The organism is Streptomyces callyspongiae (genome assembly GCF_047200695.1).
GTDB lineage: Bacteria > Actinomycetota > Actinomycetes > Streptomycetales > Streptomycetaceae > Streptomyces.
Window position 1 is genome coordinate 236,269 of the sequence record NZ_JBJZOM010000004.1, and the last position, 24,855, is coordinate 261,123.

Here is a 24,855-nt window from a genome sequence, read left to right on the forward strand (position 1 = left end):
GGGAGCGACATGACGCCCTCCTCGGTCCCAATCAGCTGAAAACCTCTCGAATCGTTCTAGGATCCGGAACGCACATGCTCATGCACGTACAGGAGACCGAGAACATGGCTCAGGGCACCGTCAAGTGGTTCAACGCCGAGAAGGGGTACGGCTTCATCGCCCAGGAGAGCGGCGGCCCGGACGTCTTCGTCCACTACAGCTCGATCGACGGCGAGGGATACCGGAGCCTGGAGGACGCCCAGCGGGTGGAGTTCGAGATCGCGCAGGGAAGAAAGGGCCCGCAGGCGGAACAGGTGCGCGTCGTCGGCTGACCGATCGCGCCGCCCGGGAACCCTCGGGCGGCGAAGAACTGGTGGCGTCGACCCGCCAGCTCGCCTCGCGGCAAGTGGTCGCTCGAAGCGACGATGGTTGGGCCCGGGGGCATGGTCGGGCCGACGCCACCCTCAGGCTAACAAACCGCCCCCGACAGGCGATTCATTCGCGCGGGTCGGAATCAGTCGCGGAGCAGATCGGGCACCCCGCCGGCATCGGGCCGGTCCCGCCCCGTGGAGACGACGGTGAGCCGCTGCGTGGCACGCGTCAGTGCGACGTACAGCACCCGCAGGCCCGCACTCGCGGCACCCGGGCCGCCGTCGGCAAACTCCTCCGGCGAGACGCCCTCGGCGATCTCGGCCGGGGACACGACCACCGTCGCGTCGTACTCCAGCCCCTTCGCCTCCAGACTGCCCAGCGCCACCGCGCGTCCGCCCAGGCCGCGCAGCCACTCCCGCGCCCGGTCGCGGCGGCCCATGGCCACCACCACGCCCACGGTGCCCTCGACCTCCCGGAGCAGCCGCTCCGTCTCGGCCCGCACGGCGGACGCCAGCAGCGCGTCGCCGCCCCGTCCGTCGGGGCCGCCCCGTCCGTCGGGGCCGTCAGGGCCGTCAGGGCCGCCGCACTCCACCGCCACGAACCGGGGCCCGACGCCGGTGCGCCGTACCGCCTCCGGCGGGACTCCACCCGGCGCGACCAGCGCGAGCACATGACCGGCGAGCTCGGCGATCTCGGCTGGATTGCGGTAGTTGACGGTCAGTTCGAACCGCCGGGCGGACCGGTCACCCAGGGCCCGTGCCCGGGCCGCCGCCGCCTCGTCGGTGTCCGGCCAGGAGCTCTGAGCCGGGTCGCCGACCACCGTCCACGTCGCATGCCGGCCGCGGCGTCCGAGCATCCGCCACTGCATGGGCGTCACGTCCTGCGCCTCGTCGACGATGACATGGGCGTAGTCGCGGCGCTCCTCCGCAGCCCTGTCCGCACGGTCGCGGCGCGGGGCGTCCCGGTCGGCGGCAGTGGTCAACTCCTCCAGCCCGGTGAGTTGTTCGAGGGGATCGATCTCGCGGACCCGGGGTGCCGCCGGCGGGCCGAGCAGTTGGTGCAGCTCGTCCAGCAGGGCGACGTCGTGCACCGTCAACGGGCCGGTCCCGTCCGGATCCAGCCGCTCCAGGGAACCCGCCAGCCGGCGCACCTCCTGCTTGCCGAGCACGCGGCGCGACCAGCGGCCCAGCCGCACGGCGTCGGCCAGCGAGGCCAGCACGCGACGGGGTGTCAACTCCGGCCACCACGCGTCGAGGAAGGCAGTGAACTCCGGCTCGTCGGACAGGTCCTCGTCGAACCCCTGACGCGCCTCGGCCGCGAGGTCGCGGTCGTGGGCGTACCGCCGGGCCGCGCCCGACCTCTCCCACAGGGCGTCGAGCAGCAACCGGCGGGCACGCGGCCGCATGAGATTGACCGGTGCGGTACCGCCGAGCACCTGCCGGCGCACGGCACGCAGCGCGTCCCCGTCCAGTTCGAGGCGCGTGCCGAACGCCACCACCCGCAGCCGCTGGGGCACGTCGCCGAGGTCGAGGGCTCCGCGTGCCGCCGTGCGCAGCACCTTCGCCATCCGGGCCGACCCCTTGATCCGCGCCACCGCGGGTTCGTCGTGCTCCCGCACCGACGCCTCCACCCCGTCCACGAGCGAACCCAGTGCCCGGACGGCGACCTGCCCCTCCTCGCCCAGCGAGGGCAGCACGCCCTCGGTGTAGGAGACGAGCAGCGGGGTCGGGCTGACGACCAGGATGCCGCCCGCGTAACGCCTGCGGTCCCGGTAGAGCAGGTACGCGGCCCGGTGCAGGGCGACCGCGGTCTTCCCGGTGCCGGGCCCTCCCGCGACCTCGGTGACGGAGGCGGCGGGAGCACGGATCACCTCGTCCTGCTCGGCCTGGATGGAGGCGACGATGTCCTGCATGGCGTGGCCGCGGGCACGCCCCAGAGCGGCCATGAGCGCTCCGTCGCCGACCGCGGGCAGCTCCGCTCCGTCGATCACGGCCCGGAGCCCGGGACGCAGCAGGTCGTCCTCCACTCCGAGCACCCGCCGCCCCTTGCTGCGGATCACCCGGCGCCGCACCACACGCCCGGGGTCGACCGGTGTCGCACGGTAGAACGGGGCCGCCGCCGGCGCCCGCCAGTCGATCACCAGCGGCGTGTAGTCGGCGTCCAGGACGCCCAGGCGACCGATGTGCAGGGTCTCGCCGATGTCGGCGGTGCCGTCCGGACGCACCGCGTCGTCGGCGGGCTCCACGGACGTGTGGGCACCGTCCGGCCCCCGCTCGCCGTCCTTCCCCTCCAGCAGATCGATGCGGCCGAACAGAAAATCCTCGAACTCGCTGTTCAGCCGGTTCAGGTGGACGCCCGCACGGAAGACCTGGGCGTCGCGTTCCGCGAGCGAACCTGGCGTACCGACCTGCGAGCGCTTGGCGGCGTCGTCCATGAGGAACTCCGCCTCGTGGATCTTCTCCTCCAGCCGGCGGTACACGGTGTCCAGGTGCGCCTGCTCGGCGCGCGTCTCGCGCTCACGCACGCCGTCCGCCTCCGGGGAGTGGGCGGAGTCCCGAGCGGCCGTGTTCTGCGCTCCCATTCGGCCGGCCTCACTTTCCTTTCACGGGGCAGCCGTCCACCGTACGCGACCGCAGGCGCACACGCGCGCCGCGCGCCGCGCCCCGGCGCACCGTACGGGTCAGAGCCGGATGGCGGCGAGTTTCTCGCCCCGCAGCGTGCGCACCTCGAAGTGGTCGATCCGCTCGGGGCGGAGGGCCGCTCCGCCTTCGACGTACAGCGGCTCGTCGTACGCCGTGCCGCGGATGCCGTACCCGTACCCCGGCACGGACCAGCTGGTCACCGTCTGCCGTGAACCGTTGTCACCGACGGCGACGAGCGCGCAGGCCCGGGGCCCGGTGAGATTGCCGATGCGCAGCGCCACGCGAGTCCCCCAGGGGCGCTCCCTGAGCGACACGGCCGCCCGGACGCCGGTGACCGGGTCACCGCCCCGGTGCTTCTCGCCCTGGCGGAAGGCCGCGCGGGCGGTCGCGGCGGGAGCGGGGTCGGCCGCCTCCCCGATCCGTGACTCCACCGTCACCACGACCGCGGCGAGCACGGCCGCCAGTGCCGCGGCAAGAAGCACTCCGCGGCGGCGGCGCTCCCTGCGGCGGGCCCGGGAGACCCGCGCCAGCAGCCGGTCGAGCGGCGGCGCCGGCGGGCCGTCGAAAGGCAGGCCGCCGTCCTCCGCGGCCTCCCGCAGCACGGTGCGGAGCTCCAGGTCGGCCTCGAGCTCGGCGGCGCAGCGCGGACAGTCGGCGAGGTGCTCCTCGAAACGGGCGGCCTCGGTGTCCGTGAGCAGGCCCAGCGCGTAGGCACCGACATCGGTGTGCGGGTCGGGCACGGCGCCGTCGCTCATGAGGTCACCCCCCGCTCCTCCAGTGCGAGCCGCAGCGCCCGCAACGCGTAGAACACCCTGGAGCGGACCGTGCCGGGCGGCACCCCCAGCGCCTCGGCGGCCTCCGTCGCGCTGCGTCCCCGCAGGTAGGTCTCCGTCAGCGCCTGCCGGTGGGCGGGGGTGAGGTCCGCCATGGCCTCGGAGACCAGCATGGCACGCAGGGCCCGGTCGATCTCGTCGACGGCCGGCACGGACTCCAGGGGCGCGGCGTCGACCTCCTGCGGCCGCGCCTGCCGGCTGCGGTGCGCGTCGATGACGATGCGGCGGGCGACCGTGATCAGCCACGGACGGACGGCGTGCGCGGCGTCGTCGAGCCTGTCGGCGTTGCGCCAGGCGCGGAGCAGGGTCTCCTGCACGACGTCCTCGGCGCGGTACCGGTCGCCGCCGACGAGGCGGAGCACGAAGGCGTACAGCGGGGCCGCGTGCGCCTCGTAGAGCGCCCGCATGAGCGTGTCGTCGTCCTGCGCCGCGCCGTCCCTCACGCAGGCATGGTCCCTCACGGTCGGCCTCCGGTCGATCACCGCGTCGTGCGGTCTGCCGGGAGGTACGGGGGCCGTCCGCACGGCGTTCACCGTCCGGGGCGTCCGGTCGCCTCGTGGGGGAGTTTCTCGCACAGCAACTGCACCAGGGGCCCCAGCCGGAAACGTTCGGGGCTGTGCGTGGGCACCCCGGCGGTCTCCAGCGGGCCCGCCGTCACCGGCCCGACGCAGGCCACCAACGGGCGCGGGCCGCGCAGCGTCTCCAGCAGCGCGGAGCGCAGGCCCCGCTGCTCCGCGCGTTCCAGCAGCGAGAGCGCGGCCGGGGCGCTGGTGAAGGTGAGGGCGTCGAGGCTCCCGGCGAGCAGCTCGTCGGTCAGCCCGTCGACGGGGCCGGGATCCTCTGGAGGCAGCCACCGGTACACCGGGACGCCCACCACCTCCGCCCCGGCCTCACGCAGCGCGGCGAGGAAGGCGGTGAGCGGATCGCCGTGCAGCTGCACCGCGATGCGGCGGCCCCGCACTCCTTCGGCGAGCAGGCGCTCCTGCACCTCGGCCACGGATTCGGAGTCGGGGGACCACACGTCCCGCAGCCCCGCGGCGCGGATCGCGCCGCGTGCCTTGGGGCCGCGGGCGACGATCCGGGCGCCGGCGAGGCGTTCCTGCAGCGTGTCGCCGAGTCCTCGTTGCGCGGCCGTTCCGAGCCACCCGCGGAAGCCGACGGCCGTGGTCGCCACGACGATGTCGGGAGGGGCGGCCACCAGCGCCTCGGTGGCGCGCAGCAGTTCGGTGTCGTCGGCGAGGGGCACGATGCGCAGGGCCGGGGCGTGGCGCACGGCCGCGCCGCGCCGTTCCAGGAGCGCACCGAACTCCGCCGCCCGCCGGGCGGCCGTCACTCCCACGGTGAAGCCGTGCAACGGCCTGGTCTCGTCCATGCGTTCCCTCGCCGGTGTGCGTCGTCCGTGGTCCAGTGTGCCGTCTCAGCGGGTCGGCACCGGCGGACGGGGGCGCACCGCGCGGTCAGCACGCAGTCGGCGAGTCGCACACATGCCGAGAAGCCCCTGACCCGGCAGCAGAGCTGCAGGTCAGGGGCTTCTCGCACAGGGTGATGGTGGAGATGGCGGGAATCGAACCCGCGTCCAACGGAGCAGAAGAAGGGCTTCTCCGAGCGCAGTCCGCTGCGATTTTCTCGGCCCCGGAGATCTCGCGGACAAGTCTCCGACGGGCCCAGTCACTGTGAAATGTCCCGGCAGGTCCCGTGACCGGACCTACGCGGTGAGTTCCCTGGCTGATGCCGGACACCGGGTCGGGAACACCCCCGGGCCGACACTTCGCAAATCGCTACTTAGGCAGCGAGGGCGAAGGAATCGCGCTTGGAATTGGCGATTATTTTTTTGCGGCACATGGTTGACGAGATCATTGCCGCGTTCCTCGGCTCGCTTCCCCTGCTTCGACTTCCGCTGTCGAAACCGATCATCCCCATGTTGAGTTGAGAAACTCCGCACCCGATGCGCGTCGGCGCCCGGGCACGGCTTCATCCTACGGGATCCGCACCGCACGGTGCCACCGCGTTACCGGCGGCCCACCCGCACGGCGCATCGCTGCACCCGGGTCAACACCGACGGTGCCGCGCGCATTCCCGCGGCCGGGCCTCAGCTGCGCTGCCGGCGCCGAACCGCGGAGATCACCCGCTCCGCCTCCCGGCGGTCCTGCTTCTCCCGCAGTGTCTGGCGCTTGTCGTACTCCTTCTTGCCCTTGGCCAGCGCCAGCTCGACCTTGGCCCTGCCCTGGGAGAAGTACAGCTGCAGGGGCACCAGGGTGTGCCCGGTCTCCTGGGTCTTGCCGATCAGCCGGTCGATCTCGTAGCGGTGCATCAGCAGCTTGCGCTTCCGCTTCGCGCTGTGGTTGGTCCAGGTGCCCTGGGCGTACTCGGGGATGTGCACGTTGTGCAGCCAGACCTCGCCGTCGTCCACCTGGCCGAAGCCGTCGACCAACGATGCCCTGCCCTGCCGGAGCGACTTCACCTCTGTGCCGGTCAGCACGATCCCGCACTCGTAGGTGTCCAGGATGAGGTAGTCGTGCCGGGCCTTCTTGTTCTGGGCGATCAACCGCCTGTCGGACGTGACCTTCTTGTTCTTCTTGTTGTCCCGCTGGGTCTTCATCTTCGCCATAGCCAGGCCATTCTTCTCTACGCCCCGGCCGCGAGGCCACTCAATACGGTGCGCGCCCGTTCCGCGGCCCGCTTCTCCGGACGCACCTCCAGGTCGGGCGCCAGTCCGGTGCCCTGCACCTCGCGGCCCCTGGGCGTGGTGTAGTGGCCGACGGTCAGCTCCGCGACCGAACCGTCGGACAGGTGGTGCGGCATCTGCACCGAGCCCTTGCCGAAGGTGGGCGTTCCGACGACCACGGCGCGCCCGCGGTCCTGGAGAGCGCCGGTCAGCAGTTCCGCGGCACTCATCGTGCCGCCGTCCACCAGAACCACCAGAGGTGCCTCGGTGTTCCCGCCCCGCTCGGCGTAGAGCGTGCGCCGTTCGCCGTCGAGGTCGTACGCGGCGACGAGCCCCCCGTCGAGGAAGGCGGAGGCGGTCTCGGTGGACTCGGCGACCAGCCCGCCCGGGTTGCCGCGGAGGTCGAGCAGGAAGCCCGCCCCCGCGGGCGCGTCGGCGACGGCCTGCCGGACGCGGGCTCCGACGCCTTCCGTGAAGCAGTCGATCGCGATGCGGACCGTGCCCCGATCGACCCGGTCGACCGTGACGGGCTGCGCGCGGAGCCGGGCACGCCGGACCGTCTCGGTCCACCGGTGGCCGTCCCGGCTCAGCGAGAGCCGCACCGCGGTCCCGGGCTCCCCTGCACGGTTGGGATCGTCCTCGGGCGCGCCCCGCAGTCGTGCGACGAGTTCCGTCATGGCCTCGGCGGCCACCGGCCGGCCGTCGACGGCGTGCAGCCGGTCGCCCTCGCGCACCCCGGCCCGCTCGGCCGGGCCGCCGGGCCGGACGTCGAAGACGCGTACCGCGCGTCGGCCGTGCGGGCCGTCCTCCGGTCTTACCGAGAGGCCGACGCCGACGTACGCACCGCCGAGCCGGCGCGCGAACTCCTCGTACTCCGGGGCGCTGTAGGCCGCCGACCAGCGGTCACCGCTGCGGCTGACGAGTTCCTCCGCAGCGATCTTGGACTCGGCGGCGGCAACCGCCTCCGGGTCCGCAGGGCCCTGTCCGGAGACCTTGGAGTCGCCGAACTCCTGCCGTGGCGCGGGCACCGCGCCCTCCGCCGTCACTCCGCCCCACGAGTTGGTGGCCGCACCGGTCGCCAAGGCGCTCGCGAAGACCAGTGTCAGGGCCGCCCCGCGCCGTACCCGGCGCGGACATGCGTTCCTCCACTTGCCCGACATGCTGCGGAGTCTAGGGCAGTTGTCCCGAGAAGAACCTGAGTTGTCATCAGGGTCACCCCGCGGCGTGTGTCACACCTTGAGGTACTTGCGCAATGCGAAGAAAGCTGCAAAGGAGGGCATCAGCGCGCCGACGGCCAGTATCAGCGGCAGCACCTTCGCCACCGCGCTCCAGCCCACGAAGTTGATCAGCACGATCTCCTGCTGGAGCCAGTTGTCGATCAGGAAGAACTTCCCGCCGATCAGCATCACGCAGGCGAAGCCGGCTCCGATGAGGCCGGCGATGGCCGCCTCCAGGATGAACGGCATCTGGATGTAGAAGCTCGACGCGCCGACCAGGCGCATGATCCCGGTCTCGCGCCGTCGGCTGAAGGCCGAGACCCGCACCGTGTTGACGATCAGCAGCAGGGCCACGACGAGCATCATCGCCATCACGCAGAGTGCCGCGATCTTCATGCCGTTGAGCAGGCCGAAGAGGTTCTCCAGCAGGTTCTTCTGGTCCTGCACCTCCTGGACACCCTGCCTGCCGGAGAACGCGGTGTTGATGACGTTGAACTTGGTCGGGTCCTCCAGCTTGACGCGGAAGGACTCCTGCATCTGCTCCGCGGTGAGGGAGTCCGCCAGTGGCGAGTCGCCGAACTGGTCCTGGTAGTGCTCGAAGGCCTGGTCGGCGGACTCGTAGTACACCTTGTCGACCACGCCGAGGTCGTTGAGGTCGGCCTTGAGGTCCTTCTTCTGCTGCTCGGTGACGGCGCCCTTGGAGCAGTTGGGGTCCGAGTCGGCATCGTTCTCGTTGCAGAGATAGATCGACACCTGGACCTTGTCGTACCAGTAGCCCTTCATCTGGTTCACCTGCTCCGTGGCGAGCAGCGAGCCTCCCAGCAGGGCCAGGGACAGGGCGACCGAGACGATCACGGCGAACGTCATGGTGAGGTTGCGGCGGAGACCGACATTGATCTCCGACAGTACGAACTGGGCGCGCATGGCGTCCTTCCTGCTTCCGTGGGGGCGGGCCGAACGGGCGGGCGGGTCAGTGCTGGTAGCCGTAGACCCCGCGCGACTGGTCGCGCACCAGAAGGCCCCGCTCCAACTCGATCACGCGCTTGCGCATCTGGTCGACGATCTGCTGATCGTGGGTCGCCATCACCACGGTGGTGCCTGTGCGGTTGATCCGGTCGAGCAGCTTCATGATGCCGACGGAGGTGTGGGGGTCGAGGTTGCCGGTCGGTTCGTCGGCGATCAGCAGCATCGGGCGATTGACGAAGGCCCGGGCGATGGCAACGCGCTGCTGCTCACCGCCGGAGAGTTCGGAGGGCATGCGATCCCCCTTGCCGCCCAGGCCGACCAGTTCGAGCACCTCCGGCACGGTCTTGCGGATCTGCCCGCGCGACTTGCCGATCACCTCCAGTGCGAAGGCGACGTTCTCCCCCACCGTCTTGTTGGGAAGCAGCCGGAAGTCCTGGAAGACGGTCCCGAGCTGGCGGCGCATCTGCGGCACCTTCCAGTTGGACAGCCGGGACAGGTCCTTCCCGAGGACGTGGACCTGACCATGACTGGCACGCTCCTCGCGCAGCAGCAACCGCAGGAAGGTCGACTTGCCGGAGCCGGAGGAACCCACCAGGAAGACGAACTCGCCCCGTTCGACCTCCAGCGAGACGTCGCGGAGCGCGGGCCGGTTCTGCTTCGGGTAGGACTTGGAGACGTTGTCGAATCGGATCACGGTTTTCGCACCACGTAGACCTGGGTAGGTGGAGGGGAAGCCCCATGCGGGCTCCCCCCAGGTTTGTGGCGACACTACGCGACCCGCTGCGCACTGCGCAGGGGCCCGTGTCCACGGGTGGGCTTCTTCACCGGGCGTATCCCCACATTGCAGACAGCTCGCCTGCAGGATTTCTGCACAGGTCGGCAACACCTGGCACAGTGGAGAGAGGAAGGTCCCCCGGGGAACGTGGACCCCGGATGCCGCGTTGGCGGACTGAGGAGGTGGCTCGCATGACGTGCGACCGACTGGTGTGCGCCAACTGCGCGGGCCCCGTCAGCGAGGGCCGGTGTGCGGTGTGCCGGGCGCACCGGGAACGGATGCACCAGGAGAAGGGTCCTTTCACGGCTCTGAGCCCCGCCCTCCTCGGCCTGCTTCTCGCGCTCGCTGCCCTGGTGGCCGTTCTGGCCCAGCGGACCGTGGTCGCGTGATGTTGCGCCCGTAGACCGGTCCGGGCGGACCGACGTGCGCGGGCCCGCGGACGACGACGCACGAGGGGCCGGGAACGCTTTCGCGTTCCCGGCCCCTTCGCGTGCGGAACGTCACCGGACGTCACGCACCGCTATGCCGTGGCGCTCAGGCGACACCGCCGCGGTTCAGCATGCGCGGCATCATGCGGAACCCGACACCACCGGCGATCATGGTCGCGGCGCCGACCAGGAGCAGAGCGGTCTCGCTCGAACCGGTGTCGGCCAGCTCTTCCTGCGGCTGCTGCTGTCCGGCCGGCATGGAGTCGCCGGTGGAACCGCCGGTGGAACCGCCGTCGGAGCTGCCGCCGACCGTGGCCGGCTCCTCGCCGCCGGAGCTGCCGCCGACCGTGGCCGGCTCCTCGCCGCCGCCGGAGTCGCCGCCGGTCGACCCACCGTTGCTGCCGGTACCGTTGCTGCCGGTCGACCCGCCATTGCTGGAGTCGCCGGTCGTGCTCGAGTCACCCGTGGTGCTCGAGTCGCCGGTCGTGCTCGAGTCACCCGTGGTGCTCGAGTCACCCGTGGCGCTCGAGTCGCCGGTCGTGCTCGAGTCGCCGGTCGTGCTGGAGTCACCCGTGGTGCTCGAGTCGCCCGTGGTGCTGGTGTCACCGGACGAGTTGCCGCCCGAGATGGACACGGAGCCACCGATCGAGGTGTCGCCGCCGTCGGTCGTGTCGCCACCACCGTCGGTGTCACCGCTTGCGCTGCTGGTGGTGGTCTCCTCACCGCTCTTGCCGCCACCGAGAAGGTTGACCTGGATACCGAGCCCCAGGTCGAGTGCGGACGCCGCACCGCTCGCGGTCAGCGACAGGCCGGCGGCGAACACCGAAGCGGCCGCCACCCGCGCGACGCGCACACGCGTCTTGGACTTGCTCATCTGCCAACTACCCCCAGTAGATGCCTCGTCGAAAAGGGGGCGAATGGTGAAGGGCTGTTATCAAGCCGGGCGTCACGTCGCTTGCGCTCTCTGCTCGTTCCCGCCCGGGCGCGCCCGATCACACGCCCGCCGAGTGAACAGCTTTCCCAGTTTTCACATTATCGTCAAGCGAATGTCGGCCCTCCCCGGGTGAAGAGAGTGTGAGGCTCCCATCACCCGGGTATAACGGCCTTTCTCAGTGCGCCCGGCGCACGTCGACATCCGCCGCCTTCACGTAGGCGACGCGCTGCCCCAACTGGATCTGGTAGTAGGTCTCCTCGCCTCGGACGACCTGGTGGTCGGCCGGGTCGAAGGTGGTGGAGTAGTAGTACTCCCCCTTGGTCCGCAGGCCCAGCACGTACTCCTGACCCGCCTTCAGCTCGTACGGGTTCGGGACGACACTCTGCACGGGGACGCCCTCGGGGTAGGCCGAGGCCTCCGGGTAGGCGCGGCCGTAGACGGGCACGGAGTCCCGGCCCTCCTTCGGCGTGACCACCGGGCCGCGGGCCGGGACGGCGGTGGGCCGGTCGGCCGGGTTGTGGAACCAGGCCTTCTGCCCCAGGTACCAGATCGCGGTCCACTCGCCCTGCCGGCCGGCCACGGCGTAGCGCTGACCGGTGGAGGCCCGGGCACCGGTGTCGTTGACGTCCGTGGTGGACGGCCCACCGTCCGGACGCAGACCGATGTCACGCACCAGCGGGGCATCCGCCTCCGGCGCGGTGTGCAGCCGCACCGCGCCGGAACCGTGCGGCGCGCACGGGTCGCCGGAGTCGTCGCAGCCCGTGTAGAGCGGCTGGTGCTCGGCGTACTCGGGAAGAATCGTGACGGCGTGCGGCCCGCCCCGCGACGGCTCGGCGTGGAACGGCGCCCCCAGCAGGCGGAAGTAGTGCGCCCAGTCCCAGTACGGCCCCGGATCGGTGTGCATACCCGGAATCAACGACGGCACCACACCGGGGACGTTGTCGTGGCCCAGAATGTGCTGCCGGTCCAGCGGAATGTCGTACTTCCCCGCCAGGTACCGCACCAGCCGCGCCGAGGACCGGTACATCGCCTCGGTGTACCAGGCGTCCGGATCCGCCAGGAAGCCCTCGTGCTCCAGCCCCACCGACTTGGCGTTGACGAACCAGTTCCCCGCGTGCCACCCCACGTCCTTCGTCCGCAGGTGCTGCGCCACGTGCCCGTCCGAGGACCGCAGCGAGTAGTGCCACGACACGTACTCCGGGTCCTGCACCAGATCCAGGGTGGTCTCGTAGGTGGCCTCGGTGTCGTGGACGACGATGTAGTCGATGTCCTGCGAATCCGGCCGGTTGCCGAGATCGTGGTTCCCGTAGTCCGTCGAGCCGTCCTCGTCGGTCCACTGCTCGTACGGGGCCGGGATCCATTCGCACGCGATGCCGGCCGGGCACTCCAGGTTCCTGTTGTGCCCGCCGGCCCGCAGCTCCAGCGTCCCGAGCTGGGAGACCTTCGGCTCCAGCCCCTTGTGGGCCGGCAGCCGGACCCGCTGCCCGGCGTCGTTGGTGCGGGCCGCGCCCTCACGGATGACGTCGAAGACGTCGTCGGCGAAGACCTCCGCCGTCTTCCGGTCCTCCGCGCCCGCGTACTCGGCGACGGCGCCGTACCAGTCGGCCGGCTCGTCGCTCAGCGGCCTCCCCGAGGTGCGCTGCGCATCGGCCAGCAGAGCCGCTCCGCCCGCGATGTTCGCCGCCGGGTCACCGCGCAGCCGCTCGGCCGGAATACCCGTCAGCCGCGCCGCCTCCGGGAGCGTCCGCAGCCGTGCGGGCACCACCCGCTTCCCGTCGGAGGCCTTCTCTGCCACGGCGCCCAACGCCGCCTCGTCCAGGGGCCGCGCCGCGTCGCCTCGCGGGTCCTCCGCACCGTGGTGGTGCTCGCCGGACCGGGCGAGCGCCCCCCGCAGGTCGGTCAGGTGCATGGGCCCGTAGCCGCCCGACACACTGGCCGCGCCCGCGTGACCGTCCCAGCGCGACTGCAGGTACGACACACCGAGCAGTACGCTCTGCGGCACGTCGTACTGCTGCGCGGCCTGCCGGAACGCGTCCTGGAGCGTACGGGGTCGGGTCTCGTCGGGCGATGCCGGTCCTGCGGCGACGAGCGGCGTGAGCAACGCCGCCACGGTCACACCTGTCAACGCGCGGGCGGAACGGCGGCGTCTGCCGCCTCGTCCGGGAATGGTCCCTGCCACGTGCAGCCTCCTCGAGGGGTTCCGAGCGAACCGCACCAGGCGAACCCAGCCGGGAGGCGGAGGTCAACAGTCCTGCAGTGCAGGTATGGCGCACGTCGGAGCGCCGCGGAGGTTTTCCCCGCGACACGTCCGGGGCCTGCCCGGCACCACTGGTCCAGACCGGAGACGCTGTTCCGGCCTCAGGAATCGTTACCGTGCGGAGACCTCCGGCGGCTCAGGCGGCCGTCTGCTCCTGCTGCTTGCGCCAGCGGATCCCGGCGTCGAGGAAACCGTCGATGTCGCCGTCCAGCACGGCCTGCGGATTGCCGACCTCGTGCTCGGTACGCAGGTCCTTGACCATCTGGTACGGGTGCAGCACGTACGACCGCATCTGGTTGCCCCAGGAGTTGCCGCCGTCGCCCTTGAGGGCGTCCATCTTGGCCTGCTCCTCCTCCCGGCGGTGGGCGAGCAGTCGGGCCTGCATGACGCGCATGGCGGCGGCGCGGTTCTGGATCTGCGACTTCTCGTTCTGGCAGGAGACGACGATCCCCGTCGGGATGTGCGTCATCCGCACCGCGGAGTCCGTGGTGTTGACGGACTGGCCACCGGGGCCGGAGGAACGGAACACGTCGATGCGCAGCTCGTTCTCCGGGATGTCGATGTGGTCGGTCTGCTCCACGACGGGCAGGACCTCCACGCCGGAGAAGGACGTCTGACGGCGCCCCTGGTTGTCGAACGGCGAGATGCGCACCATGCGGTGCGTGCCCTGCTCGACGGAGAGCGTGCCGTAGGCGTAGGGAGCCTTGACGGTGAAGGTGGCGGACTTGATGCCCGCCTCCTCCGCGTAGGAGATGTCGAAGACCTCCGTCGGGTAGCCGCGGCGCTCGGCCCAGCGCAGGTACATGCGCATGAGCTGCTCCGCGAAGTCGGCGGCGTCGACGCCGCCGGCCTCGGCGCGGATGCTCACGACGGCCTCGCGGGGGTCGTACTCGCCGGAGAGCAGCGTGCGGACCTCGAGCTCGTCGACGGCCTTCCGGAGGCCGGCGAGCTCCTGTTCGGCCTCGGCGCGGGCGTCGGCGTCGCCCTCGTCCTCGGCGAGCTCGAAGAGCACCCCGACGTCGTCGATACGCGACCGCAGGTCCTCGGCCCGGCGCAGCTGTCCCTGCAGATAGGACAGCTTGCTGGTGACCTGCTGGGCGTTGTCCACGTCGTCCCACAGGTCGGGTGCCGCTGCCTGCTCCTCGAGGGCGGCGATGTCGGACCTCATCCTGTCCAGGTCGAGGACCGCCTCGATCGACTCCATGGTGGAGGAGAGGGACTTCAGCTCTTCGGATACATCGACGACTGCCACGCCACCAGCCTAACGGCTGGCGCAGCCGGTACCGCCAAGCCGGGGGCATCAGCGCCCGGCGGCCCCTCCGGCGGCGCCCTCCGCGGAGCCGCCGGGGCCTCTCAGGGGCGTTGCACCGAGGGCGTGTCGGTGGGCGCCGCCTCGTCGCCGCCCGTGGCGAGCCACCCGCCCAGACCCACCGCTGCCGCGAGGGCCACCCCGGCGGCGACGGTCAGACGCCGTCGTCGCGGCGCCCGGTTGCGCGCCGAACCGGCTCGTCGTGCGCCCGGCACCCGGGGGGTCCGGGCCGTGCCGTGCGCCCCGCCGGCCAGTTCGTCCGCCCCCGGCACCCGCATCGAGGTGTGGGTGTCCCGGTTGGCGTCCGGGCTCTCGGTGGTACGCACCAGCGGCACCGCGGCCCGGCCGGCGGAGGGCAGCGGCGCCGCCCCGGCGGGAGGGGCGTCGGCGGGTTCGTCCAGGCCCTCGGCCGGGTGTTCGTCGATGGCGAGCGGCGGCAGGCCGCGCAGCAGCGGCTGGATCTCCCGGAGGCGCTGCGCCAGCTCGGGGGCGCGCAGGCGCGAGGCGGGGGCCTTGGCGAGGCATTGCAGGAGGACCTGCCACAGCTCCTCGGGGATGCCGGGCAGCGGGGCGACCGTCTCGGTGACGTGGCGGCGCAGCACGGCGCCCGGATGTCCGCCTCCGAAGGGGGTGAACCCGGCGAGCAGCTCGTAGAGGACGGTCGCGAGGGCGTAGACGTCGACGAACGCGCGGGGTGGGAGGCCCTCCACCAGTTCGGGGGCCAGGTAGTCCGGGGTGCCGATGACGCCGCGGGCCGCGCGGTCCTGCCCGGCCTGGGAGCCGCCCGAAGCTCCCCGGGAGGGGGCCGCCCTCCGCCGCCCCGGGGAGTCGATGAGTTTGGCCACGCCGAAGTCGGTGAGCAGCGCGGGAGGTGCACCGCCGGGGCCGGTGGGGCCGTGCGCGTCGAGCAGCACGTTCTCCGGCTTGACGTCCCGGTGCACGATGCCCGCCGCGTGCGCGGCGGCCAGTGCCTCGGCGACGTCCGTCACGAGGGAGACCGCGTAGGCGGGGGCGAGTCTCCGCTCGCGCTCGAGCCGGGTCCGCAGGTCCGTGCCGCGCACGAGGTCCATGACGAGCGCGAGGTCCGTACCGTCCACGACGAGGTCGCGGACGCCGACCACGTGGGGGTGGTCGAGGGAAAGGAGCGCCGTGCGTTCCGCCACGAACCGGTCGACCAGGTCCTGGTCGCAGGCCAGGTCGTCGCGGAGCAGTTTGACGGCCACGGGGCCGTCCGGGCCGTCCGCGAGCCAGACGGTGCCCGCGCTGCCGCGTCCGAGGATCTGCCGAGCGGTGTAGCGACTGCCGATCTTCCGTGCCACGTTCCGTCCCTCGCTGGAGCCGAGTGGGGGTGGGTCGAGTGACGAGGCCCTCGGTCGCGGGAGAGAGGGGCCTCACGGCGACAAAGTACGCGCCGCGGGCCCCTCGGGGTGAGGGATCACGGGTGACATGTCACGAATGCGAGGGTTTTGCCCTTACGAAGTCGACAAATCTCCCTCATGGTGTCGCCGGAGGGCACGGGTCGCGGCCCGGACCGGCTCAGGAACCGCCGGGCCCGTTCGGCGTGTCGGTGCTGCTGAAGAAGTCGCCGACTCCCCGGAAGAAGTCCTTCGTCGCGTCCCACCACTCCTGGCCCTGGGCCCACCACTCGGGCAGCGGCGTGAGGTTCCAGATCAGGACGCCGATGACGACCAGGACGAGGATCGAGAACAGGCACCCCTTCAGGCATCCCAGCCCGGGGATGTGCATCGGGTTGGCACTGCGCCGCCGCGGCTCCGGCGGCGCGGGGCGCGGCGCCGGGCGCCGCGGCTCGTAGCGGCGCGGCTCGGGCTGCGCCGGACGACGGGCCGGCGCGGCGGACCCCTGCGGGGCGCCCCCGTACTGCCGCCGCTGCCCCGGGTGCGGCGCGGCGGCCTGGTGCGAGGGCGGTGGCGCCGCGCGGCGCTGCGGACGCCGCCGCAGCGGGTCGAGGTTCGGATCGAGCGGCTGCACCTGCGTCTGCTCGTTGCGGTCGCGTGCGGCCCGCAACTGGCTCTCCCAGGGGTGTGGCCCCTCCGGCTGCCCTGGGCCGTCCGGGCCGGAGGACATGACGCGCGTCGCGTCGGACTCCCCCGGGCCGCCGTTCCCCCCGGGGCCCTGGCCCGGATAGCCGTAGCCGCCCTGGCCCCCCGCGGAGGGCATCACGCTGGTGGCGGCGTTCGGGTCGTAGCCGCCCGCTCCCTGTCCTGCCGGCGGGCCGTAGCCGTCGGGCGCGGCACTGCCGTGCGGCATGAACTGCGTGGCCGCCGAGTCGCCCGCCAGCGTCCCGTCCGGCGCCGCCGCGGGCCGGGGATCCGGGGCGAGCAGCGCGGCGACCCCCATCGCGGCGCCCGCCATCTCGGGCGTGGCCTGCGCCCCGACACCGGCAGCGACGGTGCGCAGGCCGTGCGCCAGCGCCTCGGCGCCGGGGCGCTCGGCGGGATTCTTGCGCAGGCAGTGCTCGATCACGGTCCACAGCGGGTCGGGCAGTCCGTGCGGCCGCTGCGGAGCATCCGAGAGGTGCCGCTGGAGCACCTGCAGGGTGCTTTCCCCGCTGAACGGCGGACGGCCGCTCACCAGCTCGTAGAGCAGGATGCCCGCACCGTAGACGTCCACGGCGGAGGTCTGCTCGCGCCCCTCCGCCGACTCGGGGGCGACGTAGGCGGGCGTGCCGACGAACTCCTGGGTCCGGGTCACGCCGGGCGAGTCCGCGAGACGTGCGATACCGAAGTCGGTGAGCATCGCCTGCATGCCCTCCGCACTGTCGGCGAGCAGGACGTTGGCCGGCTTGAGGTCGCGGTGCACCACGCCGTCGGCGTGGCTGGCGGCGAGGGCATCGGCGATCTGTGCGGTGAGCAGGGCCGCCCCCACCGGGCTGAACGGCCCGTTCTCCCGCAGGTAGCGGTGCAGGTCGGGACCCTGCACCAGGTCCATCACCAGGGCGAGCAGGTCACCCTCGACCACCAGGTCGCGGGTCCGGACGATGTTGCGGTGGGTCAGGCGCAGCAGCGCGGAGCGCTCCCGCAGGAAGCGCATGACCACGTCCGGGTCGTGGGCCAGTTCCTCGCGGAGGACCTTGATCGCCACGGTCTCGCCGGGGTGCCCCGCGACCGCCTCCTCGCCCGCCCCGGTTCCCGGACGGTCGGGGCCGCTGCCCTGGGGAGCCGTCACACGGCCCCGCCACACGGTGCCGGTGGCTCCGCGCCCGAGCTGCTCCTCGAGGAGATACTTGCTGCCTACCGGCCGCACGTCATGCGCTCCTAGGGTCTCGCACTGCTGTCCCGCCCAACTGTACGGCCGTCGCGCGCGGCGGCGGCAGGGCCGAGGTGATCGTACGCGGGCCCCCGACCTCGGAGGGACCGCTTCCCGGGAGGACGAGTGGGGTCGGTGCCCGGTTCCCGCGCGGCCCTCGGACCGGGAGCGTCCGCGCTGCTCCGCCTGCATGTCGAAGCGGTCGGTTCCGGTCGTGCGGGAGTCCTTCGCGATCACTGGCGGGTCAGGGAGAAACCCGTCCCGGAGACCTTGCGCACGACAGGTGCCAATCAAGATCATGAAGCGGTGCGGTCACGGCTCGCCGTCCGCCGGGGATGCGAAGATGCCCCGGGCGTCCTGGGGCGCGGGCCGTGCGGTGGGAACGGGAGAGTACCGATGCAGATCCGTCTGACTGTCCTCGCGGCGCGCGGCGGACGGACCACCGGTGCACCGCGTGACGTTCTGGTGGGCGCGCCGGCCGGGACCGTGCTGTCGGCGATCTCCGACGGTCTCGCCGCCGCGGTCGCCGGTACGGCCGGCGGCGGGAGCGGCACCGGGGAGCGGGAACGCGGCACCGAGCAGGTGTCGGTGTACGCCGGGACGGAGCGGCTCGACCCGCACCGGCAACTGGTCGGGTCCCCTCCGCTGATCGACGGGGCCGAGATCACGCTGTACGGCCCCTCGCCCACGGCACCGGCCGACCCGTACGGCCCCGCGCGGGCACGGCTGCACGTGATCGCCGGTCCCGACGCGGGCGGCGTCCACCTGCTGCACGGCGGCCGGGTGAGCCTCGGACGCTCCGCCGACGCCGACGTACCGCTCGACGACCCGGACGTGTCGCGGCTGCACTGCGCCGTCACGGTGACCGATACGGGCGAGACGGCGGTGACGGACCTGGACTCCACCAACGGCACGACGATCGACCTCACCACCGTTCCCGGCCGACGCCCCGTCGCGCTGCAGCCCGGAGCGATCGTCCGGCTGGGCGAGTCCGCCGTGCGCGTGGAGCGGGCGGACGGCGCGGCCCGCCCTCCCGCACTGGCCACGGTCCCCGACGAGGAGGGGTTCCTGCGGCTGGCTCCGCCCCCGCCGGCCGCAGCGCGGGAAGGTGCGGACTGCCCCACCGGCGGCGAAGGCCCCCCTGCCGACGCTCCCTCCCCGGAACCGGGCGCACCGGCACCGCCGGCCGGGCCCGGCCGGCACACCGTGCGCGGTTCCGGACCGATGCACGCGGCGGCGGCGAGCGGAGCGGCCCGGCAGGAGCCCGACCACGCGCGCGGGCTCGGCGGCTGGGCACGAAGACTGACCTCCCGTCGGGCCGACCCGCTGCAAGGCACTGGAGGCACGGACGACGGCACGCGGGGCACCCCGGCCGGCGCGGGGCGCCACAGCGCCGCCGACGACGTGCGCCACCCGGACCCGGCCACCGTGCTGCTCACCGCCCTGGGCCCGGGACCGCGGCTCTGGGAGCGCGGACCGGAGCATCCTCGGGCCCTGACCGTCCGGTTCGGTCTGGCCCACCGCAGCGACGGCCCGGGCGAGCCGGTCACGCTCGACCTCCGGGAGTGCGGATCCCTCGGGCTGGCCGGCCCGAGGGCACGGCTGGCGGCGCTGGCCCGCTCCGTCACGGCCCAGCTCACCGCGCTCCACGGGCCCAGCATGCTCGAGGTGGCCCTGATCGCCGCCGACGGATCGCGCCCTCCTCAGGAGCGGACCGCGGAGTGGGGCTGGCTCGGGCGGCTGCCCCACGTCCGCCCCGCACACGGTCAGGACTGCCGCCTGCTCCTCGCCTACGACCGCGAGCAGGCCGCGGCCCGCGCCGCGGAGCTGATCCGGCGGCTGGAGGAGGCTGTCCCGGACGCCTCCGGGACGTACACCGGGCTCCGAACGCTGCTCGTGGTCGACGGTGACCCGGGCCCGGGTCCGGTGCGGGACGCCGTCGCCCGGCTGGCCGCCACGGGCGGCGCCGCGGGCGTCCACGTGCTGTGCCTGGCGGAGACGCCTCCCGCCACGCCGGCTTCGCCGTTCGACGCCACGGTCGGGACGGCCCGTGCGGTCTGCCCGCCGTTCGGCTCCTGCGGCGCGACGGCACTGCTCAGCGGGGAGGTGGCGACAGCGGTGCGGATAGCACGTCCGCACCGTCACCACACCGACAGTCCGGTCGCGACGCTGGACGGCGTGTCCGCCGCCTGGGCGGAGCGCTTCTCCCGCGCGCTCGCTCCACTGCGGGAGGCCGGGGCCGCGCCCGGAACCGCACAGGTCGCGCCGCGGGCGGCCGTTCCCCTTCCCGCCGCGTCCCGGTTGCTCGACGAGCTGGGGCTCTCCCGCGCGACACCGTCGGCGCTCGCCTCCCGCTGGGCCTCCGCGGGCACGCATCCGGGGCGGGCGCCGCTGGTGCTCGGCACCGGGCCGCGGGGGCCGGTGGAGATCGCACTCACTCCCGAGCACGGCCACCTGCTGGTCACCGGCGGCGCGCGCGCCGGGAAGACCGAACTCCTCCGCACGGTCGCCGCCTCGCTCGCCGCCGGAACCTCCCCCGACCGCCTGGTGCTCCGCCTCGTCGACGGCGACGGCACGGCGTTCGCCGGACAGGCCGCGTCCGGAGGACTCGCCGGATGTGAGGACCTGCGGCATGTGGAGAGCCGTCTGATCGCCTCGGACCCCGGCCGCATGCGGGATTTCGCCCAGGCACTCACCTCCGAACTGAAACGCCGGACCGAACTGCGGAACCGGCCGCGCCGCTCGTCCCCGGCGTCCCCGTCGCAGTCCGGGGAGGCAGCCCGGGTGGTGTCCCCGCGACGCCCCGCGGACGGCGGGAGCCCCGGGTCCGACGCGCCACCGCCACGCCTGCCGCGCATGGTGGTGGTGGTCGACGATCTCGACGCCCTGGTGGACCCTGCTCTGGGCTCCCCCGGCCGACCGGCCGCGCCGTCGGTGGTGCGCGCCCTGGAGGGCGTCGCCCGCGACGGGGCCCGGCTGGGTGTGCACCTGGTGGCGGCGTCCGGCCACGCCGACCGCACCGCGGGCACCGACCTCGCCCGCCTGGCGGCGTACCACGTCCGCCTGGCGGGGCACGCGGGCGAGGACGCGGTGCCAGGCCGCGGCACGCTCCACCTGCCCGACGGCACCGCGACCCCGTTGCAGGCGGGTCGCGTGACCGGACGGATTCCGCGCACCGCCACGCTGCGTCCGACCGTCGTACCGCTGGACTGGACCCGCGCCGGGGACCCGCCCACGCGCCGCCAGGTCCGCGAACTGGGGAACGGTCCCACCGATCTCGCCCTGCTCGCCAGCGCCGTCGACCGGGCGGCGCGGGCCGCCCGGGGTGCCGGGGCGGAACGGCGTACCGCGGAGGCGGCGGACGGGTCCCGTCTCTCCACGACCTGAGTCGGGTGCCGCTGCCGCCGGGGCGGCAAGCCCGGCCCGGGGCCCGGACGACGGGTGGGCCGGAGGTCAGAGCGTCGCGCTGAGCGAGTCCGCGAGGCGGCGGCGGGTGATGCGCGCGGCCGGGAGGATCGAGGCGGCCACGGCGCCGAGGACGGCGGCCGCTCCCAGGGCGGCGAGGGTGCAGAACGACGGCGGCTCGGCGATGCCCGCGCCGATGCCGCTGAGCTCTCCCTGCAGGTCGATGAGCCAGTCGCTGAGCAGCACGCCCAGGGTGGTGCCCAGTACCGCCGCCGCGGTCGCGGTGAAACCGGCGGAGGCCACGATCACCCCGCTGATCTGGCGGGGTGTGAGTCCGATGGCGCGCAGCGCGAGCAGGTCGCGGGTCCGGTCGCGGACGAAGGAGCCGACGGAGGTGAGCAGTTCGGTCAGTCCGATGAGGGCCAGCACGGCCACCATTCCCGCGATCCCCCACAGCGCGGGCGCCAGGCCGTCCGCGGGGTTGGGGACCTCCCAGATCTCCAGGCCCCCGGACACGTGCCCGGCCAGCCGCGCACTCACCTCCCTGGGGTCCGCGCCCGGCTCCAGGAGCAGCAGGGAGAACTCCGGCCGCAGCCGCGGGTTGCCTTCGCGGAGCGTGTCCAGGGAGGTGGAGACGACCTTCCCGCCGTCCTCCGGCTCGAGGCTGCGGCCGACGATGTGCAGGATCTGCGGCTGCCCTTCGGCGGTCATCCGGACCCAGTCCCCGACCTCGATCTGCAGCAGGTCCAGCAGTCCCTGGCCGGCTACCGCCTCGTCGGGTCCGTCCGGGTAGTGGCCCTCGGCGAGGGTGAAGGGGTAGGGGTGGGACTTCGTCCCGAGCCCCCGCAGGGTGATGGTGCCGGTCTGCCCGGGGACCAGGGCGGCCACTTCCGCCCCGGGGTGGACGGCGGCGACCTCCGGGTGGCGGGCGAGGAGCTCCCGGCTCCGGTCCGGGCCGAGTTCGCCGCCCTGGGCCGACCGTGCGGTGAGCGCGCCCGGAAGTCCGACGGTGCCGGGGTTGTCGCGGAACTGGTCGATGGTCGTCCACACACTGAGGGCGACGGTGATGAGGACGACGGGGACGGTGAGGCGGACCACGGCGGTGACGGCCCTGGCCCGGCGGGGGAAGGCGCCGCGCCAGCCCAGGAGCACGGTGGAGGAGAGGCTGCCGCAGAACGGGCGGCCCAGGAAGCGCCGGGTGAGCGGGGTGACGGGTGCGGCGGACGGGAGTGCGGCGCGTGAGGCCGGGACGGGCGGCACGCGTCCGGCGCGCCAGGCGGCGAGTCCGCTGGCTGCTCCGATAACGATCACGGCCCCCGCGGGGATGCCGAGGAGCAGCGTGAGGTGGCCGGGGAGTTGGCGCCACACGGCCATGGCCTCGCCGACCCGGCCCGGGATGTGCTGACCGAGTGCCAGGGTCAGCCCGGTTCCGCAGGCCACTGCGAGGAGGGCCATGACCAGGTGCTGGGCGAGGAAGACGCGGACGACCTGTCCGGGGGTGAAGCCGATCGCCTTCAGCACGGAGATGTCCCGCAGTTGCCCGCGGATCCGGGTGCTGATGGCCCCGGAGGCGACGAGGGCGCCGGCGAGCAGGGCGCCCACGCCGAAGACGCCGAAGACCAGGCCCAGCAGTCGGTAGCCGTCCTCGGCGTCGGCGCGTGCCTCCTGCCATTTGACGACCTGGGTCACCTGGCCCGCGCCGAGCATGGTCACGGCGCGCTGGACCACGAAGTCGATGTCGCGGGGCTGTTCCAGCCGCAGCCCGATCGCTCTCCCCGTGCCGGACGCGGCGGCGGACGCGGCGGCCGGGGGCAGGACCCAGGCGATGCCGGGCTGTTCGCCGGGCCGGTAGTGGCGTTCGGCGGTCTCGGCGATGCCGAGGACCCGGAGTGTGCCGCCGGCACCCCCGTCGGCGCCGGCGCCGTCCTCGCCGGGTGCGGAGCTCTCGTCGGGCAGCTCCACCGTGTCACCGGGTTCCGCCCACAGCGCCTCGGCGAGCGAGCGTTCCAGCACGACGCCGTGGGGCCGGGCCGCGTCCAGCCAGGTGCCCTCGACGAGTTGGGGCCGTGCGATCGCCGGTTCCCGTACCTCGGCGGACCGGAGCTCGACCGCGGCCCGCACTCCCCGGTACTCGGCGGTGGTGCGGGCGGTGTCGAACGGGCCGGAGGCGGCGGCGACTCCGTCCAGCGCGGCGAGTGCGCCGGCGGAGGCGTCGCCGGTGGTGTGCACCCACACGTGCGCGCCGCGGGTCTGGGTGAAGACGCGCTCCCAGGGGTTGGTGGCGTAGCTGAACATCGCGGCGGCCAGCAGCAGCGAGGCGATGACACCTGCCGTGGTGAGCACCGTGACCACTGTCTGGCCGCGGTGGGCGCGCAGGTCCGCGTGCGCCCAGCGCAGCGTGGCGCGGATCGTCATGGGCCCAGTTCCAGTACGCCGGTGACGCCGCCCGCGGCTCGGGCGGGGCGGCGTGCGCTGTCGTCCGCGAGGTCCGCGTCGTCGACGATCCTGCCGTCGAAGAAGCTGAGGACGCGGTCCGCGGCGCTGGCCATCCGCGCGTCGTGGGTGACCATCACGATGGTCTGGCCGCGCTGATGGAAACGGCTCAGCAGGCGGAGCACCTCCCGGGTGCCCCTGCTGTCCAGGCTTCCCGCCGGCTCGTCGGCGAGCAGCACGGTGGGGTGGTTGACCAGGGCGCGGGCGAGGGCGACGCGCTGCTGTTCGCCGCCGGAGAGTTCCGCGGGCATGGCGCGTTCCTTGCCGTCCATGCCCAGTTCCGCCAGCAGGGCCCGGCCTTCCGCGCGGGCGTCCCGCGGCGGGGTCCCGGCGAGCAGTGCGGGGAGTTCGACGTTGTCCGCGACCGTGAGGTTCGTGACGAGGTTGAAGAACTGGAAGACGATCCCGATGCCGCTGCGGCGGGTGACGGCCCACTGGGACTCGCTGAGGCCGTCCATGCAGCGGCCGTCGATGTGGAGGCTGCCGCCGTCCGGCCGCTGCAGGCCGCCGAGGAGGTGCAGCAGCGTGGACTTGCCGGCTCCGGAGGGTCCGGTGACGGCCACGAACTCGCCGCGCCGTACGCGGAGATCGACTCCCCGCACCGCGTGGACGGGAGCCCCCTCGCCGTGGTGGGTCTTGGTCAGTTTTTCGGCGCGCAGCAGCGTCTCCGCCCGCGCCTCGGCCTCGGCAGGGTCCCCGTCTCCGGTCATTCCAGCTCCTCCTGGCAGCGTTCCAGCCAGTCGAGGTCGGCCTGCAGGTGCAGCATGGCTCCCTCGACGAGCAGCCGGGCGATCCGGTTCTCCGACTCTCCCGCAGCCGACAGCTTCGACAGGTCGCGCATGGTGTTGAGGTACTGGCGCCGCTGTTTGTTGATCAAGGTGATCTCGTCGGCCAGACCGGAGTGTGCCGCCAGAGCGATCTTCATGAAGAATTCGTCCCGGACCCGCGGTTCCCCCGTCGTCTCCTCGAACCAGCCGAGCACGGCCTCCCGCCCGGCATCGGTCAGTCGGTAGATGCGCTTGTTGGGGCGGTGGGTCTGTGCGACGTCCTCGCCCGCGATGAGCCCCGACTTCTCCAGACGTCCGAGAGTGACGTAGATCTGACCGACGTTGGGCTGAGGGTACGCGCTGCCCAGGAGCTTCTCAAGGTCGCCCTTGAGTTCGTAGCCGTGCGCCGGGCCACGGGCGAGAAGGGCGAGGAGCGGCAGACGCAAGCGCGCAACCCTCCTCCGGGTCGGTCTCGGAACGCGGTCCCATCCCCCTTGTGGTATGGGCCGTACACCCTAGTATCCCTTATGCCTAACGGGTATATAT

General features: G+C 73.0%; 18 protein-coding genes, 1 other RNA gene and 1 pseudogene. 3 read left to right on the forward strand and 17 right to left on the reverse strand.

Annotation, left to right across the window (positions count from 1 at the left end):
- The first annotated feature begins 104 nt into the window (after window positions 1-104).
- A complete protein-coding gene (locus ACL06G_RS05370; RefSeq protein WP_412785642.1) occupies window positions 105-311 on the forward strand; it encodes a cold-shock protein in 207 nt (68 codons plus the stop codon).
- 182 nt (window positions 312-493) lie between these two features.
- Here ACL06G_RS05370 and ACL06G_RS05375 read toward each other — a convergent pair whose 3' ends face one another.
- From ACL06G_RS05375 to ftsE, 9 genes and pseudogenes are all read right to left on the reverse strand, one after another.
- A complete protein-coding gene (locus ACL06G_RS05375; RefSeq protein ID WP_412835495.1) occupies window positions 494-2,932 on the reverse strand; it encodes a HelD family protein in 2,439 nt (812 codons plus the stop codon).
- A gap of 99 nt (window positions 2,933-3,031) precedes the next feature.
- Complete coding sequence (locus ACL06G_RS05380; RefSeq protein WP_412785490.1) at window positions 3,032-3,748, reverse strand: anti-sigma factor family protein; 717 nt, start codon at window positions 3,746-3,748, stop codon at window positions 3,032-3,034.
- The gene (locus tag ACL06G_RS05385) at window positions 3,745-4,287 is read right to left on the reverse strand and encodes a sigma-70 family RNA polymerase sigma factor (protein WP_412835496.1); all 543 of its coding nucleotides are present in this window, start codon (window positions 4,285-4,287) and stop codon (window positions 3,745-3,747) included. Before ACL06G_RS05385 ends, ACL06G_RS05380 begins: the two co-directional genes overlap by 4 nt.
- A gap of 77 nt (window positions 4,288-4,364) precedes the next feature.
- Window positions 4,365-5,198 (reverse strand): annotated as a pseudogene (locus tag ACL06G_RS05390) (uroporphyrinogen-III synthase); the annotation flags it as partial.
- 174 nt (window positions 5,199-5,372) lie between these two features.
- Window positions 5,373-5,744, reverse strand: a transfer-messenger RNA (tmRNA) gene (gene ssrA, locus ACL06G_RS05395).
- 171 nt (window positions 5,745-5,915) lie between these two features.
- On the reverse strand, window positions 5,916-6,434 hold the full coding sequence (gene smpB / locus ACL06G_RS05400; protein WP_412835497.1) for an SsrA-binding protein SmpB: 519 nt from the start codon (window positions 6,432-6,434) through the stop codon (window positions 5,916-5,918).
- A gap of 17 nt (window positions 6,435-6,451) precedes the next feature.
- On the reverse strand, window positions 6,452-7,651 hold the full coding sequence (locus ACL06G_RS05405; protein WP_412835498.1) for a S41 family peptidase: 1,200 nt from the start codon (window positions 7,649-7,651) through the stop codon (window positions 6,452-6,454).
- A gap of 69 nt (window positions 7,652-7,720) precedes the next feature.
- Entirely contained in the window at window positions 7,721-8,632 is a 912-nt protein-coding gene (gene ftsX / locus ACL06G_RS05410) for a permease-like cell division protein FtsX (protein WP_412785486.1), read from the reverse strand.
- Between the two features lie 46 nt (window positions 8,633-8,678).
- Window positions 8,679-9,368 (reverse strand): cell division ATP-binding protein FtsE, encoded by a 690-nt coding sequence (ftsE, locus tag ACL06G_RS05415; RefSeq protein ID WP_412785485.1) that lies wholly within the window; start codon window positions 9,366-9,368, stop codon window positions 8,679-8,681.
- Window positions 9,369-9,640: 272 nt separating this feature from the next.
- On the opposite strand from ftsE, the gene ACL06G_RS05420 reads away from it, so the two are divergent.
- Window positions 9,641-9,838, forward strand: a complete 198-nt coding sequence (locus ACL06G_RS05420) for a hypothetical protein (RefSeq protein ID WP_412785484.1) — start codon at window positions 9,641-9,643, stop codon at window positions 9,836-9,838.
- A gap of 145 nt (window positions 9,839-9,983) precedes the next feature.
- On the opposite strand, the gene ACL06G_RS05425 is transcribed toward ACL06G_RS05420, so the two are convergent.
- The 5 genes from ACL06G_RS05425 to ACL06G_RS05445 all read right to left on the reverse strand — a co-directional run bounded on the left by ACL06G_RS05425 (window position 9,984) and on the right by ACL06G_RS05445 (window position 17,641).
- Window positions 9,984-10,751: a hypothetical protein gene (locus ACL06G_RS05425; RefSeq protein ID WP_412835499.1), complete on the reverse strand. Its 768-nt coding sequence runs from the start codon at window positions 10,749-10,751 to the stop codon at window positions 9,984-9,986.
- Between the two features lie 235 nt (window positions 10,752-10,986).
- Window positions 10,987-12,990 carry an N-acetylmuramoyl-L-alanine amidase gene (locus ACL06G_RS05430; RefSeq protein ID WP_412835500.1) on the reverse strand — a complete coding sequence of 668 codons (2,004 nt, stop codon included), beginning with the start codon at window positions 12,988-12,990 and terminating at the stop codon, window positions 10,987-10,989.
- A 214-nt stretch (window positions 12,991-13,204) separates the two neighbouring features.
- Window positions 13,205-14,320, reverse strand: coding sequence for a peptide chain release factor 2 (gene prfB / locus ACL06G_RS05435; protein ID WP_412835501.1), 1,116 nt, complete (start codon window positions 14,318-14,320; stop codon window positions 13,205-13,207).
- A gap of 101 nt (window positions 14,321-14,421) precedes the next feature.
- Complete coding sequence (locus ACL06G_RS05440) at window positions 14,422-15,696, reverse strand: serine/threonine-protein kinase (protein ID WP_412835502.1); 1,275 nt, start codon at window positions 15,694-15,696, stop codon at window positions 14,422-14,424.
- A 217-nt stretch (window positions 15,697-15,913) separates the two neighbouring features.
- Complete coding sequence (locus ACL06G_RS05445) at window positions 15,914-17,641, reverse strand: serine/threonine-protein kinase (protein ID WP_412787795.1); 1,728 nt, start codon at window positions 17,639-17,641, stop codon at window positions 15,914-15,916.
- A 399-nt stretch (window positions 17,642-18,040) separates the two neighbouring features.
- Between ACL06G_RS05445 and ACL06G_RS05450 the strand changes: the two genes are divergently transcribed.
- A complete protein-coding gene (locus ACL06G_RS05450) occupies window positions 18,041-21,031 on the forward strand; it encodes an FHA domain-containing protein (RefSeq protein WP_412835503.1) in 2,991 nt (996 codons plus the stop codon).
- A 66-nt stretch (window positions 21,032-21,097) separates the two neighbouring features.
- Here the strand turns inward: ACL06G_RS05450 and ACL06G_RS05455 are convergent, their stop codons facing one another.
- From ACL06G_RS05455 to ACL06G_RS05465, 3 genes are read right to left on the reverse strand one after another with little or no spacing between them, the layout of a single operon-like run.
- The gene (locus tag ACL06G_RS05455) at window positions 21,098-23,458 is read right to left on the reverse strand and encodes an ABC transporter permease (RefSeq protein WP_412835509.1); all 2,361 of its coding nucleotides are present in this window, start codon (window positions 23,456-23,458) and stop codon (window positions 21,098-21,100) included.
- Between the two features lie 2 nt (window positions 23,459-23,460).
- Window positions 23,461-24,252, reverse strand: coding sequence for an ABC transporter ATP-binding protein (locus ACL06G_RS05460; protein WP_412787797.1), 792 nt, complete (start codon window positions 24,250-24,252; stop codon window positions 23,461-23,463).
- Entirely contained in the window at window positions 24,249-24,755 is a 507-nt protein-coding gene (locus tag ACL06G_RS05465; RefSeq protein WP_412787798.1) for a PadR family transcriptional regulator, read from the reverse strand. The genes ACL06G_RS05460 and ACL06G_RS05465 overlap by 4 nt, the downstream gene beginning before the upstream one ends.
- Between the last annotated feature and the right edge of the window lie 100 nt (window positions 24,756-24,855).

Coding starts and splice junctions, on each gene's coding strand:
- ftsX (WP_412785486.1), bottom strand. CDS start 8,632: ATGCGCGCCCAGTTCGTACTGTCGGAGATCAATGTCGGTCTCCGCCGC.
- ACL06G_RS05460 (WP_412787797.1), bottom strand. CDS start 24,252: ATGACCGGAGACGGGGACCCTGCCGAGGCCGAGGCGCGGGCGGAGACG.
- ACL06G_RS05405 (WP_412835498.1), bottom strand. CDS start 7,651: ATGTCGGGCAAGTGGAGGAACGCATGTCCGCGCCGGGTACGGCGCGGG.
- smpB (WP_412835497.1), bottom strand. CDS start 6,434: ATGGCGAAGATGAAGACCCAGCGGGACAACAAGAAGAACAAGAAGGTC.
- ACL06G_RS05420 (WP_412785484.1), top strand. CDS start 9,641: ATGACGTGCGACCGACTGGTGTGCGCCAACTGCGCGGGCCCCGTCAGC.
- ACL06G_RS05450 (WP_412835503.1), top strand. CDS start 18,041: ATGCAGATCCGTCTGACTGTCCTCGCGGCGCGCGGCGGACGGACCACC.
- ACL06G_RS05375 (WP_412835495.1), bottom strand. CDS start 2,932: ATGGGAGCGCAGAACACGGCCGCTCGGGACTCCGCCCACTCCCCGGAG.
- ACL06G_RS05380 (WP_412785490.1), bottom strand. CDS start 3,748: ATGAGCGACGGCGCCGTGCCCGACCCGCACACCGATGTCGGTGCCTAC.
- ACL06G_RS05370 (WP_412785642.1), top strand. CDS start 105: ATGGCTCAGGGCACCGTCAAGTGGTTCAACGCCGAGAAGGGGTACGGC.
- ACL06G_RS05425 (WP_412835499.1), bottom strand. CDS start 10,751: ATGAGCAAGTCCAAGACGCGTGTGCGCGTCGCGCGGGTGGCGGCCGCT.